This is a genomic window from Planococcus sp. TJ-302, assembly GCF_058268455.1.
This window is the reverse complement of sequence record NZ_JBZDOI010000001.1, coordinates 191,063-205,416: the sequence shown is the minus strand read 5'-3', so window position 1 is coordinate 205,416 and position 14,354 is coordinate 191,063. Positions and strand designations below refer to the sequence as shown.

Below are 14,354 nucleotides of genomic sequence, written 5' to 3'. Positions count from 1 at the left end.
TTAAGGATCTACTAAATTTCCACCTTTGTCGCGTTCACCTTCGGTTGATGGCGTTGGTGCGACCGGCGGCTGCCAATCATGCAGCCCATCGCCGTCACCATCCACAAAGTCCGGATCGCCGGGAATCGGGGCTGGCGTCACGACAACAGGTGCATCATGTATGCCGTCGCCGTCCGTGTCGATAAAACCGAAATCTCCTGGCATCGGTACCACAACCGCTGCTGGTGTATCGTGTACGCCGTCGCCATTTGCATCAACAAAGCCGGGTTCTCCAAACTTAGGTACAATAACCGCTGCTGGTGTGTCGTGAATGCCGTCGCCGTTTGCGTCAACAAAGCCGGGTTCCCCCGGTTTCGGCACTGCAGCAGCTGGAACTTCCGCCGCTTTTAGCGCAAAAACTTCGATTTTATGGACTGGCGGGTAAAAGTCGGTCGATACCGGTTCAACTTGTAGCTCTTTGCCGTCCAAAAAGATGGTGCGGTTCACATTGACTCGCATGCCGTTGCGCCCTTCTTCTTTCACCACTTTGCCGGATGCTACGAATGAACTGAATTGTTTGATCAAGCGCGGCTCTACTTTTTCTTCTGCTCCAGTTTGAATTTCGTAATCATAGACGAGAGGCAATCCGCTTAGCTCCGCTTTGACGGTTGAACTGTCGAGAGAGACATTCAACGTGATCGAGCTTTCATTCGGATTGGTGAACACTAAATCGATGCCCATTTGGCGGTTGATCGCTGCTTCCTGTCCGAGCGGCACAGATACCGGCGCAGATGAGCCGATGCTGCGTTCGTCAACAGTGAGATTGCTTTGCAATACGGCCGAGTAAACAGCCGATGCAATTTGCGCCAGTTCGCCGTCCGTTATTTCAACGAGCGGCAATTCTATAATGAAATCAAGGAATGAAAACTGCATACCCGGCTCGATTACGAGGCCATTCAGCGCTGACGCCACTATCGTTCCTTCAGCGCTTTCAATAGAATGCGTAAATGCCGAAGACGCAATCACTTCGCGGTCGACCGTTAGCGTATCGTTACTGATTGCGACACGCGTCTGTGATTGTCCTTCTGATAACGCAGCTGCCAATTTGGCGTTGACCGTATCGACGTCTGCTGCAGAGAATGCTGCAACTGGGAAATGCTCCGCCAAGAACGCGGCGGTTGTTTCAGGGGACAGCCCGAAACGGAATCCGTTTTGCACGCCATCCTCCGAGTTCATCAATGTTTCATCAACTAAAATTTCAACGGTCTCAAGCGGATATTCAGCGGCAGCATCCTGGTAGGCTACTTGCAGGCTGGACGCCGAACGCCAAATGTCTGATTGGCTTGCAAAAAGCCCCTTCGCTTGTTCGACTTCCATATTGGAAACGTCGGTCGTGCCGATATAAGTGTTATTGCCGAACTCTTCGGCCGGGAACAGCCACGTGTCCACCGCGTATGCTCCGGCATTTGATGCACCGAAAACCAGCAGGCCTGATGACAGGACCGCGGCGAACGTTAACCCGAATGCTTTATTGTTCACGTGAATGCTCCTTTCCCATCGGCTGGATCGACTGCATGCCGAAACTCGGCGGTACGGTTTCTCTTTCCGGCTGGGTTTCTTCTATTGTTTCTTTCACTGTTGCTTGGACCGGTTCTTGCTGCACGTTGATTTTTTCAGCTTTAGGTGCGCTTTGAATCTTGCTTAACACCGGCTGAGCTTCTGCATCCGGCGCAATCAGCGATTGCCGGCGCTCTTTGCGCTCTTCAGCGAGGCGCTGATTTTCAACTTTCTCCCTTTCAAGCATTTTCTTGTACAGCATGGATGCTCCAAGTGACACCGCAATCAAAACCAATAATGCCATATACCACGAAAGCAAAAATTGGACGATAAGCGCAATTCCGGCAGCCGCAAGACCCCCGCCGCCAATCGCTCTTTTTTTATTAGCTGGCACTGATTTGAACTTCAGGATGAGGACCGCTGCTGCAATTGCTGCAATGATAATAAAAAACAAAAATTGAATCAAAATGTAACCCCCTGTAAAATAACTTGCTTATTAGCTTGCCGTTCCTTCAATATTCCACGTCGAACTCGAATCCAGGTTCAAGGACACTTGGCACGGAAACTTCTGTTTCTTCGTCAATCGTTTCGCTGATGGTCACGCCGCATGCGGCAAGGAAAGTAGTATATGTTGAAGTTGGCTCAGCCATTTGACGTACGTAAAGCGCTGTCCTTTCAGGATCATCAACATACGAATTCCCACTTTTCTTTTTCAGGATAAATTTATTACTGGCATCTCGGGTGTAATAGATGAGCGAACCACTATTGGTAAATTTCACTTCTTCCTTCAACCGAGTGAGATCTGCGGGAAGTATACGGTCTAAATCGATGCATAGCCTGGAATGGTTATCGATTTCAAAATTCTGCCCCCATTGCAATTTCGAAACGGCTTTGTCTGCTTGATCAGCCGGAACTTCTCTTCCGAGGACAAGAAAATTCGTATAATACATATTCTGGATATTACTTTCTACGTCGAGCTCTTTGACGATAACGGTCTGTTTGCTGCCGTTTTTCCCTAAGTTGGTTAAGTTATTGCCGGTAGCCAGTACGCCGTTAACTAGCAAATTGGCGTTGATCAGATTGTTCATGTTATTGAATGCACCTATATCGCCTTCTCTAACCACGATGTTAATCCCTTTCATATCGAGGGAGTTACAATTGGCTGAACACACTTCCGTTAAAAAATCGCTGATATAAACTTTAAAATCTTGTGGATCCAAGCCTGCATCTTTGATAGCTTCCAGGAATTCCGCCAGCGTTTGCCCGCCAGCAAGTTTGCATTCGTAAAGTGGATACAGCACTGGCGTTCCGCTTTTAACTTGGTCAAGCATTGCCTGACAAGAGATGGTGGGAGGAAGAACATCGAAAATGTCGGTATACGTGATATCATTTTTTGCCACCGGAGTTTCAGTATGGACGGTGAGCGATTCGTCTTCATCCAAAAAAGTCTCGGGAATTTCAATTGTAAAGAAAGCTTTCAATTCTTTCGTGACGGTTTTGGAAGTTCCAGACATTCCTAGATCGACTTTGATACTTTTCACATCATCGTTGTCGATGGCAGGGGCTCCCGCATCATCCAGTTTTTTCCCTGCAGCTGACAAGATTGTGTAATTTATCTGCCCGGTGTAAAATGGAACAATTTCATCCCCTGCCAAACTGTTCAACGCTGCAATTTTCGCAAAGATTTTATCGATATATACGGTTCTCATATCCGAGTCGATTTTGGCTTCTATCGCCGCAATTTTTGCATCGTCCGAACAAAGTGCTCCTCTCGGCGGCTGGATGCAGGCAATTAAATCATTGACAGCTATCTGTGTTTGTTGGGATACTTCCAGTTTGATAAGCTCAAGTTCCCTTTGGAAATCGGAAGTGAAATAATTCACACCCATCTCAGCTGAAGCAACCGATTGGTTAGTCGTATCCACCGTCTGTTCCTGTTTGGCATTATTTAACGAACCGGCCATGAAAGTCGCAGAGATGCTGAGGAAAAGTACAATGATTAACAAAACAATTAATAACGCGTAGCCTTGCTGGTTTTTTAAGTGCTTCATCGTTTTGCTCCCTTCAATTCTAATTGGTAAGAATCCTAGTCAACGCCGTTTTTATCGTTACCGAATTGTTAGAATTGTTCAGATCTGTGAGTTTCAAGATGACATCGGTATTTTTTTTCTTCGGCTCAATGTTTAGCACTTGATCAACCGGCGTAGAGTCATGCGAGTCGATGACCGTACCGTTGATGGTTGTGCCGCTAAAATCATATTTCTGATCCAAGATTTGGCTTGAGCAGCTGCCCGAGGCAGAGCACGTTTCAATCTTCAGTTTATTGCTTTCGAAAATCAATGAATAATTGCTGTTTCTCCGGTGCTCACTCGTCAAGGTCGCAATGATGATATTGGCGTCTTGCTGCATAAGTGTCTTCCCAGTTTCCACTGCCGTATGTTTAAACCCTATCGACAAAGCGGTCCAGGCAATCCCGGCAATGATGGAAACAAGTGCAAGAGCCGCCAGCAACTCTACAAGAGACACCCCTTTCTGGTTGAGCTTCACATTAATCACCCACACTTTCTTAAGGCGTTCCTTCGACTGCCTTATAGGAAATAAAAGAAAACGTTTCACTGCTCAATCGATAGGTTTCAGGGGTTGTGTCATTTATATCATAAATTTTCAAATGGACCTTGTGTAATTTAGTCGGTTCCAGCTTTGCACAAGTCCCTGCTGCCGGTGCTTCTCCGATAACCGCTGGATTTAAATAGGTTTCGCATTTCACGTAGACATCAGCTTCATATAAATAATCGGATTTTTTTTGGTACCTGTCGAAGTTGGCTTCTTTTGACGCTAGGACGTAGCCTTCAGCTGCCAATCCAGCAGCCATTTTGGCTTCGGACAGGTAATCCGGCAACCCTGTATCCGGTGTCACGGCACTGGATACCAATACCTTCTTCCATTTATCAGCAGCGACAAGATCCGCCATTTCCTGCCTCGCTAGATTCATCGTATCCAGTTTGGTTTCGGTTTTGTCATTAAAAAGAGTCATTTGCGGAAAAATAGTCATGATTCCAATGAAAACAATGCTTAAAATAACAAGCGCAGCAAGAACTTCAACCAATGTCAAACCCTTTTCGTCCTTAAAAGCCTTCAAATCGCTCCCCCCAGCTCACTAAGTAATGACTAGTATCCAGTTTTTTCTATAAAGTGATGTAATCTCTCAAAATATATCTATGCTTATTATTACATTTAATTTAGGATACTGCACTATATTATTACAGTAAAATCTATGTTATTTACTATTTTATTTCACATCACCTACCATAAATATAGGAAAAAAGGCTGTGAAATGAGTATTTATCCATTTCCCAGCCTTTTATTTAGCGTATGCCGCCACTTTATTGCGCCCTGCTTGCTTTGCGCCGATATACAATGCCCGGTCCGCATTGCGGATCAAGGCGTTTGGTTCATCGCTGTCGTCCGGCGCCGTCGATACGCCGATGCTGAGCGTAATATGGACTGCCACCGACTGGCGTTCCTCTCCAAGATCGGTTTGAATCATGAAGTCGTGCTTCTCTATCTTTTTGCGCAGCGCTTCAGCAAACAACATCGTCAATTCTTTGCCGTAGTTCGGGAACAAGACGACGAATTCTTCGCCGCCATAGCGCGCCACAGTTCCTTCCGTGCCAACTTGTTCCTTGATCATATTTGCAAGTTCAACCAAAATATCATTACCGCTTTGATGGCCGTAAGTATCGTTGATTGATTTGAAATGATCAATGTCCATCATGACCAGCGACAAGCTGTCGATTTCTCCCGACTTGACTTTCTGCATGCTCTTTTCTAGCTTTTCATCCAAATAGCGGTAATTGTAGAGCTGTGTTAAGCCGCAGCGCTCGCTCGTCGCGATTGCGCGCTGGACATAACCCGCTTTTTCCAACGAAACAGCGAAGTAGGTGCTGAGAATATCCAGGATCTTCAATTGATGCGCAGCGAACGCGAATTTTTTGCGGCTAGCGACGAGCAGCACACCTTCTATTTTATTGTTGCGGGCAATCGGCGTGCACATGATGCTTTCCGCGTCGACTGGGATATAGCCGGTGACGATGTCGTCCCACTCACTTTTCTTATCGTAAATTACTGGTGTGCCGGTGACGATGACGTTGCCCGCTATTCCTTTATTGTAGCGGACTGGCGGCACTTGGCTCTTGATGAACTCGCCGTTTTCGAACATGCGCAGCATCAGCAACTCGCCGTCCCGGTAATCGATGGCGTATGTGTAATCGAGGCGGAACATGTTCGTCACTTGGATGACGAATTGATCAAGCACTTCATCGGTCGACAGCCGGGCCGCGAGCTGATGCCCGATTTCACCCGCCTTCTTCAAATCGGTGTTGACTTTTTCAGAGCTGCTGTACATACGCAGCAAGCCAGCAATCATAAGAAACGGAATGCCAAGCAGGAACAGCGCGGTTGCTCCAATATAGGCTTCCGTAATATATAAGGTAATCGCATAAGGAAACACCAATAATGTAATCGCAAAGTCCCAAATGGTATCCAATGACAGGAACGATTTATTGGCCCTCATAAAAACATCATCCGTATAGAGGAATAAATGATTGGCGATAATGGAAATCATTTCGTAGATCAAACCGAACATCAGAATGTGGACGATCGACATCGAGCCGATTTCACCGCCGAGTTTCAAATAGGCGATGCCGGCGACCGCTGATACGACGAAAAACATCAGCGAATTGAACGGCAGCCGTACATGGCGCGGCTCATCGCTTCTGCTCCTGAACAACAAGATTAATACGGTCACTTGCGACAGGACGACTTCCGCGAACAAGCCGTACTTTAAAAACACGGCGATGGTCACACATTGGACCAAATACATCGGCGTGCCATTGATGTTCAACGGCATCAACGACGTCAGAATTGCCAAAATCCCAAATGCCGCGATGTTCCAGAAGTCCATTTCCGGCGGCGGGTAATATTGGTAAACCAGATACAATCCGAGTGGAACAATCGCAATCCAAAGCAGCCAGAGCACTATGCTTCTCTTTTTCGTATTAGGCATGCCATCTTCTCCCTTTTTATTTAATTGTTTTGTAGTTCGAAATTTTTGCTTGGACATTCCGCTCTCGGGTGACTTTCTTGCTGAAGTTCGTACGGGCTGCAGTTGTAGAAGGTTCCTTCCCCTGGGCAGGACGGTTTTTTCGCCGCCGGGCAAACAGGGGTGAATAAAGAAACTCTTGGAAACCAATTACCGAAACGCTTTTACGCATTCATTCGCGGAAATTCTGGAAAATACGGTAATGGTCTCTTTTGAATTTTGACAATAAATAGAGAGAACCAGTGACTATTGTCACTTCTTTTTGTTTACGTACAGGTAATATATCACATCTTTTTGCAATTGTCTTTATTTTACACCTATTTTCAGCAAATAAAGTTTCAGCAGGCAAAGCTCGAGCATTTTCAAAATCTACGAACGTGAAACGGCTTCCAAAAGATTCGAGCTGGCGCAGGATTGGGATATAATCCTTGTCTTTCAAAAGCCCCATCACGATATGAATCGGCCGGCCGGGAAAACATGTTTTCACCGTGTCGGCGAGTGCTTGGATGCTGGCTTCGTTATGGGCGCCGTCTAGGATGACATCCGGCAAAATCTCTTCGAACCGGAACGGGATGCTGGCCCCTGCCATCGCTTTTCGGGCTTTTGGCGCATCATATGCCAAACCCAGCAATTCTTTCGCAGCTTCGTCGGCGAGCGCAGCATTAAGTTTTTGATGTCTGCCTTTCAGCTTAAGCTCAATTTCTACAGGTCTCGCCGAGAGGATCACTTCTGCATGCAGCGCTTCAGCAGTTGCTTCAACTACTTGGTAAGCTTCTTGTGGCAGCAGTCCAACAACGATAGGTTTCCATTTTTTTATAATACCAGATTTATGTGAAGCAATTTTTTCCAAGGAATCGCCCAAGAAAATTACGTGTTCCATCGCAATGGATGTAATAATGGCGATTTCTGGGTCGATGACGTTCGTGCTATCGAAGCGTCCCCCCATGCCGGCTTCGATAATAACGTAATCAAGCCCATGGTCTTGGAACACCAGAAAAGCTGCTGCCGTCAACAATTCAAAATCCGTTAATGGCGTTTTGATGCTGGCAAGCCGCTCCATCGCTTTATCCAGATCTTTTGGCGACACAGGGACGCCATCAAGCTGGATTTGATCGTGCAAGTCTTCAATCGCTGGCGAGAAGAAATTGCCGACCCTTTGTCCGTGCTCACGCAATATGGAAGTTAAAAATGCGGCAGTGGACCCTTTGCCGTTCGTGCCGGCGATGTGGACGAACTTCCCCGTTTTATGCGGATCGCCTAATTCGGAGAGTGCCGCAGTGATCGCCTCCAAGCCCGGTTTGATTGCCGGATCCGATGGGAGCATCCATTTCTTTTTATAGCTATCGAGTCCATTTATCATTTTTAGCCTTCTTTCTGCGTGAAACATGATACACTTTTTTGAGACTTATTATATCACGAAGGTGGAGTGGAAATGACTACTTGTTGGGTTATTTATAATGGCAGTTTGGTTTCGGATAAATTCGCAGACCAGGCACGCCTTGTTGCGGACGCGGCTGAGCGTGCCGGCATTGAGGCGAGGGCCGTGAAAAATTATGAAGTGCTGATGGATTTGTCGGCTGAGTCCGCGCTGCCCGATTTCGCTGTGCTGCTCGATAAGGACATTCTCCTCGGCCATTTTCTGCAGAGCCGCGGCGTGCCGGTCTATAACGACCCGGCAGTCATCGGCCTTTGCGACAACAAGGCGACGCAATATATCCGCTTGGCCGAAGTTGGGCTGCCGATGCCGAAAACGATTGTCGCCCCGAAAGTTTATCCGAATTTTTCGATCTTGGAGTCCGGCTATTTCGAACGCGTCATCGCCGAGCTCGGCTTGCCGATGGTCATCAAAGAAGGCCATGGCTCGTTCGGTATGAAAGTTTATTTGATTGAAAATGAAACCGATTTCTACGCTAAAGTCGACGCGCTGCGCGGCGTCGATTTTGTGTTCCAGGAATTTATCGCGTCAAGCCGCGGGCGCGATATCCGCGTCAATATCGTCGGTGGCAAGATCGTTGCCGCGATGCAGCGGCATTCCGAAACGGATTTCCGCGCGAACATCACGAACGGCGGGCAGGCATCCCCTATCGACTTGACTGAAGCTCAAAAAACCGCCGCGTTGCAGGCCGCTGAAGCAGTCGGGGCTGAATTCGCAGGCGTCGATTTGTTGTTCGGCGAAGGCGGCCAGCCGCTCGTCTGTGAAGTCAATGCAGCGGCGCACATCCGCAACATTTTGGAAGTCACTGGTATCAATGTCGCAGACGCTATGATTGCCTACATACTGGAGGACTTGAAATGATTTTGCTTTATGAACCGGCGGACGCTGAACGCAATCGAGGGTTTATTCATGAATTGCGGCGCTTCGGCGATTTCGACTTGCTGCTATGGGATGATTGGTCAATTGGCGGCATGTCCGCGCTTGCCGCTAAATTGTCCGGCCTTTGGGTCCTGAACCGAACGCGGCAGCCCGAGGCGATGCGTTTCCTCGAGGACCACGGTGTGCGCTTAGTGAACCGTGCCGAAGTCAATCGCATCGCCAATGACAAATGGCAAAGTTTTGGGCTGTTGACGCTGCTTGGCGTACCGGTGACTCCGACCTACCGCGAGCCGCAGGCGTTTCCTTGCGTCATGAAGCCTGCTGGCGGACATGGCGGGCACGGCGTAGACATTATCCAATCATCTGCAGAGATACCAACAATCGCGCCTCCGCTCGTCTTCCAGCCAATCGTCGAACATATTGCCGACGTGCGTGCCTATGTCATCGGAAACAAAGTGGTTGGTGCGGTGAAACGCAGTTCACTCGAATCGTTCAAAGCCAATTACACGCTCGGCGGAGATGCAGCTAAATATGAATTGTCCGCTGAGCAGGAACAAGACATCTTGCGAATCGCCCGTGCGCTGAACAGTGATTACATCGGCATCGATTTTCTGTTGCTTCCGGATGGTCGGCATGTTTTTAACGAGATCGAAGATCCTGTGGGCGCACGCTCATTTTATGCGACGCATGACGAAAACATCGCCGAGCTGCTCGTGCAGCATGTGCGTGAGCTTGAACGGCAGCATCCGTTTCGCCCGAGTGAATGAATTGTTGCAGCTTGCCTCTTGGCAGGCTGTTTTTTTGTTGCTTTGAGATAGCTTGGTGCGTGAGTTTCATCTTTCTCTGCTTGAGTTTTTACATTCTCACTCTGAGTTACATCTTTCTCCCTTCGAGTTCCCACATACTCCTGTTAAAAACTATCTAAAGAACTTGATTGCCCAAAAGCATTCGCTTCGGCGAATGCTTCCTTTAGCGCTTTTCGCTGCAGGCGAAAAGCTAGGCAATAAGGGCTTACGGGGTTGATCTTTGCTTGCTTGGTGCGTGAGTTTCACCTCCTGCCTCTCAGTTACACCTTTCTATGCGGGAGTTCCCACATTCTCATTCTGAGTTCCACCTTTCTCCCCCGAGTTCTCAAATTCGTCAGAACACAAAAAAACCGCCTTCCCCATCAAGGAAAGGCGGTCTGCATATTAAAGGTTCTTCAATTCTTCAATGCGCTTTTCAACAGTTGCGTGTTTGTCGAGATAATCAGCTTGTTTCGCGCGTTCTTCAGCTACTACAGCTTCTGGCGCTTTTGATACGAAGCGCTCATTTGATAGTTTGCCTTGGACGAGTTTGACTTCTTTTGCCCATTTCTCAAGTTCTTTATTCAGGCGTGCGAGTTCCGCATCGATGTCGATGAGGCCTTCAAGCGGCATGAACAATTCGGCGCCGGATACGACTGCGGACATCGATTTTTCCGGTGCTTGGATGTTTTCGCCGATCGTCAATGTTTCCGGGTTGCAGAAACGTTCGATGTACGCGGCGTTCGCTTTAAGCACGGCATGCGTGTTCGCGTCTTTTGCCGAAATCGTCAATGCGACTTTCTTGCTCATCGGCGACTGAACTTCTGCACGGATCGTGCGCACAGCTGTGATAATGTCCATCAATAATTTCATGTTGGCAGACTCGCTTTGGTTTGTCAGCGAATTATCGACTGTCGGCCATGCTGCGATCGTAATCGACTCGCCTTGGTGCGGCAGGTTCTGCCAGATTTCTTCCGTGATGAACGGCATGAACGGATGCAATAAACGCATCGTGTTGTCGAGTACGTAAGCAAGAACCGAACGCGTCATTTTCTTCGCGTCTTCGTCTTCGCCGTAAAGCGGCAGCTTCGCCATCTCGATATACCAGTCACAGAAATCGTCCCAAATAAAGTTATAAAGTGCGCGGCCCACTTCGCCGAACTCGTAGCGTTCCGCTAAGTTCGTCACTTGTTCGATGGTTTCATTCAAACGCGTCAAGATCCATGAATCGGCGACCGAACGTTTGCCTGAAAGATCAATTTGATCGTATGTCATGCCTTCCATATTCATCAATGCAAAGCGTGAAGCGTTCCAGATTTTATTGGCAAAGTTCCAGATGCTTTCGACTTTTTCCATCGAAAAGCGCAGATCCTGTCCTGGGCTGGATGCTGTCGCCAGGAAGTAGCGCAGCGAATCCGCGCCGTATTCTGCGATAACGTCCATCGGATCGACGCCGTTGCCGAGTGATTTCGACATTTTGCGGCCTTCCGCGTCGCGAACGAGGCCATGGATCAATACGTCGTCAAACGGCTTCTCTTCAGTAAATTCAAGCGCTTGGAAAATCATGCGCGATACCCAGAAATTGATGATGTCATAGCCTGTTACCAGCACATCGGTCGGGTAGTATTTTTTCAATTCGTCGCTGTCTTCTGGCCAGCCAAGCGTTGAAAATGGCCAAAGCGCAGATGAGAACCACGTATCCAGCACGTCTTCGTCCTGCGTCCAGTTTTCGGCATCGGCCGGCGCTTCGTGGCCGACAAAGATTTCGCCGGTTTCGTTATGGTACCAAGCTGGAATTTGATGTCCCCACCAAAGCTGGCGCGAAATACACCAGTCACGGATGTTCTCCATCCAGTGCAGATATGTTTTCTCAAAACGTTCCGGTACGAAATTAACGCCGTCTTTGCCTTTTTGAAGGTCCACGGATTTTTGTGCCAACGGCTTCATGTCAACAAACCATTGCGTCGATAGATAAGGCTCGACTACCGCGCCGCTGCGTTCCGAATGGCCCACAGAATGCATATGCTCTTCAATTTTGAATAAAACACCCATGTCCTGAAGGTCTTTGACAATCGCTTTGCGGCATTCGAAGCGGTCCATGCCTTCGTATTTGCCTGCGTTTTCGTTCATGGAACCGTCTTCGTGCATAACGAGCACGCGCTCGAGGTTGTGGCGGTTGCCGACTTCGAAATCGTTCGGGTCGTGCGCTGGCGTGATTTTCACTGCGCCGCTGCCGAATTCCATGTCGACATAATCGTCTGCAACGATGTCGATTTCACGGCCGACAATCGGCAAGATGACTTTTTTGCCAACGAGGTGCTTGTAGCGCTCGTCTTTCGGGTGGACCGCAACTGCTGTATCACCAAGCATCGTCTCCGGGCGGGTTGTCGCCACTTCAATCGAACCGGAACCGTCCGCGAGCGGGTAACGCATATGGTAGAATCCGCCTTGCACGTCTTTGTAGATAACTTCGATATCGGAAATCGCTGTTTTCGTTGCCGGATCCCAGTTGATGATGTACTTGCCTCGGTAGATGAGTTTCTTCTCGTATAATTTAACGAAAACTTCCTGAACCGCTTTCGACAAGCCTGCATCCAATGTAAAACGTTCACGTGAATAATCAAGACCAAGTCCAAGCTTCGACCATTGTTCGCGGATATGCGCTGCGTATTCATCTTTCCATTTCCACGATTCCTCTAGGAATTTCTCGCGGCCGAGGTCATAGCGCGACTTGCCTTCTTCGCGCAGTTTGCCTTCCACTTTCGCCTGCGTTGCGATGCCGGCGTGATCCATGCCCGGCAACCAAAGAGCATCAAAGCCCTGCATGCGCTTCATGCGTGTCATGATGTCCTGCAGCGTCGTGTCCCAGGCATGGCCTAAGTGCAGCTTGCCAGTAACGTTCGGCGGTGGAATCACAATGGTATACGGCGTTTTGCCGCTTTCGGGTTTCGCTTCAAAGAATTTTTGGTTGATCCACCATTCGTAGCGCCCTTTTTCAATGGCTTGCGGATCGTACTTGGTTGGCATTTCAGTCATTGGTATTCCTCCTCTTGTTTTATTCGCCTGAGCGGTGTGCCGGAAAACAAAAAAACCCCTTCGTCTGAAAAGGACGAAGGAGTTGTTCGCGGTACCACCTTTATACCAAGCTGAAAAAGCCTTGGCGCTCAAGCCTGATAACGGATTTCACATCCGGTTTCCGCTACTCTAATTTCACGGGAACTGCTCCGAGGCGACATTCGAATGCTGGTCCATGGAAGCCTCTCACCAAACGGCTTCCTCTCTGATATGCACGCACATTCTACTATCCTCTTCAACGCATTGACTATCTAATTGATTCTATTGTACTCAATTTCCGCTTTTAGCGTCAAGTTTTTTTACAATGATTGTCACAATCGGCGACGCAATCAGCAGAATAAAAAACAGGCGGAACAACTGGAAGCTCGTAATCAGCGCCACATCGCCGCCAGTCGCGAGCGCTGTGATGGCCATTTCTGCGATGCCGCCGGGCGCCGCGCTCAGGAAGAAATCCAGGAAGATATAATCCGGCAGCATTTTTGCGAGAACGTAAGCAATAAATGCCGTGAAACTGATGAGGAGTACATTGTTCAAGACGATTGCCGCGCCTAAGCGGAAGGTCAGTTTGTCGCCGATTCCTTCCATCTGTAGGCCGAGCCCGGCGCCGATGCATACCTGCGCCAACGCAATCAGCCAATACGGCATGTCGATAAGGAGCTCGCCGGTCACTGTCTGGACAATCGCCAAGGTGAGAATCGGCGCGAGCAGTTCCGCTGCCGGGAACCCGATGCGCTTCATGCCGAGATAAAGGGTCCCTCCGACGGCAATTGCTGCGAGGAATGCGAGCGGCACGAATGTGAAAACGCGCTCGCCCATTTCTCCTTCTTCCCGGCCAGTAAGGAATACAGTAAGGAACGGAACGATCGTTACGACCATGAAGATGCGGATCGTCTGCATCATCGTGACGACTGTAATGTTTGCGGATTTCACTTCTTCCGCGATGACCACCATCTGCGCGAGCCCACCCGGAATCGACCCGAGGAGGCTCGTCGCTAAAGATTCATCAACCATCTTTTTGAACAGGAGCCCAAGAAGGATCGACAAACCGACGACTGATACCGTCATGAACGCCATATATGGCAGGTCGAGCCACATCAGGAACACCGCATCGCGCGTGAACGATGAGCCGATCTGGACGCCGAGCATGACAAGCCCCGCGGTTCGCAGCAATTTTGGCCAATGGAGCTCCATTTTTGTGAACTGGCTGACGAGCAGCAGCGCAATCATCGGTCCGAGCAGCCACGGCAGGAACATGCCGATCGTTTCAAACAAAAAGCCTGCTGCGACAGCGATGAATGCTGTTTTTAAGAAAACCGTCATGTTCCCACCACCTTTCGTATCCCGAAGGAGTTCTTTGTTCTATCGTACAGGAAAAAGAGACGGAAATCTCGCGAATGGCGGAAAATCTTCATTGATGGTTTTATTCACCGGCTCTGAAACCATTATCCCGGGTTTTTTTCAGCGAAAAGCCTTAAGTACAGGATGACTTGCAGCACCGCGAAATCAGCAAGAAAAAAGCCCGGCCACAAATTCTGCGGTCGGG

The 14,354-nt window shown here is 48.7% G+C and carries 11 protein-coding genes and 1 other annotated feature; of the genes, 2 read left to right on the top strand and 9 right to left on the bottom strand.

Annotation, left to right across the window (positions count from 1 at the left end):
* From AC4EHB_RS01080 to AC4EHB_RS01050, 7 genes are all read right to left on the bottom strand, one after another.
* Entirely contained in the window at positions 1 to 1,518 is a 1,518-nt protein-coding gene (locus AC4EHB_RS01080) for a VanW family protein (protein ID WP_490980450.1), read from the bottom strand.
* Positions 1,508 to 2,002: a hypothetical protein gene (locus AC4EHB_RS01075; RefSeq protein ID WP_490980449.1), complete on the bottom strand. Its 495-nt coding sequence runs from the start codon at positions 2,000 to 2,002 to the stop codon at positions 1,508 to 1,510. The genes AC4EHB_RS01080 and AC4EHB_RS01075 overlap by 11 nt, the downstream gene beginning before the upstream one ends.
* Positions 2,003 to 2,048: 46 nt before the next feature.
* Complete coding sequence (locus AC4EHB_RS01070) at positions 2,049 to 3,587, bottom strand: hypothetical protein (protein WP_490980448.1); 1,539 nt, start codon at positions 3,585 to 3,587, stop codon at positions 2,049 to 2,051.
* Between the two features lie 19 nt (positions 3,588 to 3,606).
* Complete coding sequence (locus AC4EHB_RS01065; protein WP_490980447.1) at positions 3,607 to 4,083, bottom strand: prepilin-type N-terminal cleavage/methylation domain-containing protein; 477 nt, start codon at positions 4,081 to 4,083, stop codon at positions 3,607 to 3,609.
* Positions 4,084 to 4,102: 19 nt separating this feature from the next.
* Positions 4,103 to 4,675, bottom strand: coding sequence for a type IV pilus modification PilV family protein (locus tag AC4EHB_RS01060; RefSeq protein ID WP_490980446.1), 573 nt, complete (start codon positions 4,673 to 4,675; stop codon positions 4,103 to 4,105).
* Positions 4,676 to 4,897: 222 nt separating this feature from the next.
* Positions 4,898 to 6,601, bottom strand: coding sequence for a sensor domain-containing diguanylate cyclase (locus AC4EHB_RS01055; protein ID WP_490980445.1), 1,704 nt, complete (start codon positions 6,599 to 6,601; stop codon positions 4,898 to 4,900).
* Positions 6,602 to 6,809: 208 nt separating this feature from the next.
* Positions 6,810 to 7,997, bottom strand: a complete 1,188-nt coding sequence (locus tag AC4EHB_RS01050) for a bifunctional folylpolyglutamate synthase/dihydrofolate synthase (protein WP_490980444.1) — start codon at positions 7,995 to 7,997, stop codon at positions 6,810 to 6,812.
* Positions 7,998 to 8,069: 72 nt separating this feature from the next.
* Between AC4EHB_RS01050 and AC4EHB_RS01045 the strand changes: the two genes are divergently transcribed.
* Positions 8,070 to 8,933, top strand: coding sequence for an ATP-grasp domain-containing protein (locus AC4EHB_RS01045; protein ID WP_490980443.1), 864 nt, complete (start codon positions 8,070 to 8,072; stop codon positions 8,931 to 8,933).
* The gene (locus AC4EHB_RS01040) at positions 8,930 to 9,718 is read left to right on the top strand and encodes an ATP-grasp domain-containing protein (RefSeq protein WP_490980442.1); all 789 of its coding nucleotides are present in this window, start codon (positions 8,930 to 8,932) and stop codon (positions 9,716 to 9,718) included. The genes AC4EHB_RS01045 and AC4EHB_RS01040 overlap by 4 nt, the downstream gene beginning before the upstream one ends.
* 423 nt (positions 9,719 to 10,141) lie before the next feature.
* Here the strand turns inward: AC4EHB_RS01040 and AC4EHB_RS01035 are convergent, their stop codons facing one another.
* Positions 10,142 to 12,772: a valine--tRNA ligase gene (locus AC4EHB_RS01035; protein ID WP_490980441.1), complete on the bottom strand. Its 2,631-nt coding sequence runs from the start codon at positions 12,770 to 12,772 to the stop codon at positions 10,142 to 10,144.
* A gap of 66 nt (positions 12,773 to 12,838) precedes the next feature.
* Positions 12,839 to 13,059: a binding site (T-box leader), on the bottom strand.
* 22 nt (positions 13,060 to 13,081) lie between these two features.
* Positions 13,082 to 14,131 carry an AbrB family transcriptional regulator gene (locus AC4EHB_RS01030; protein ID WP_490980440.1) on the bottom strand — a complete coding sequence of 350 codons (1,050 nt, stop codon included), beginning with the start codon at positions 14,129 to 14,131 and terminating at the stop codon, positions 13,082 to 13,084.
* Between the last annotated feature and the right edge of the window lie 223 nt (positions 14,132 to 14,354).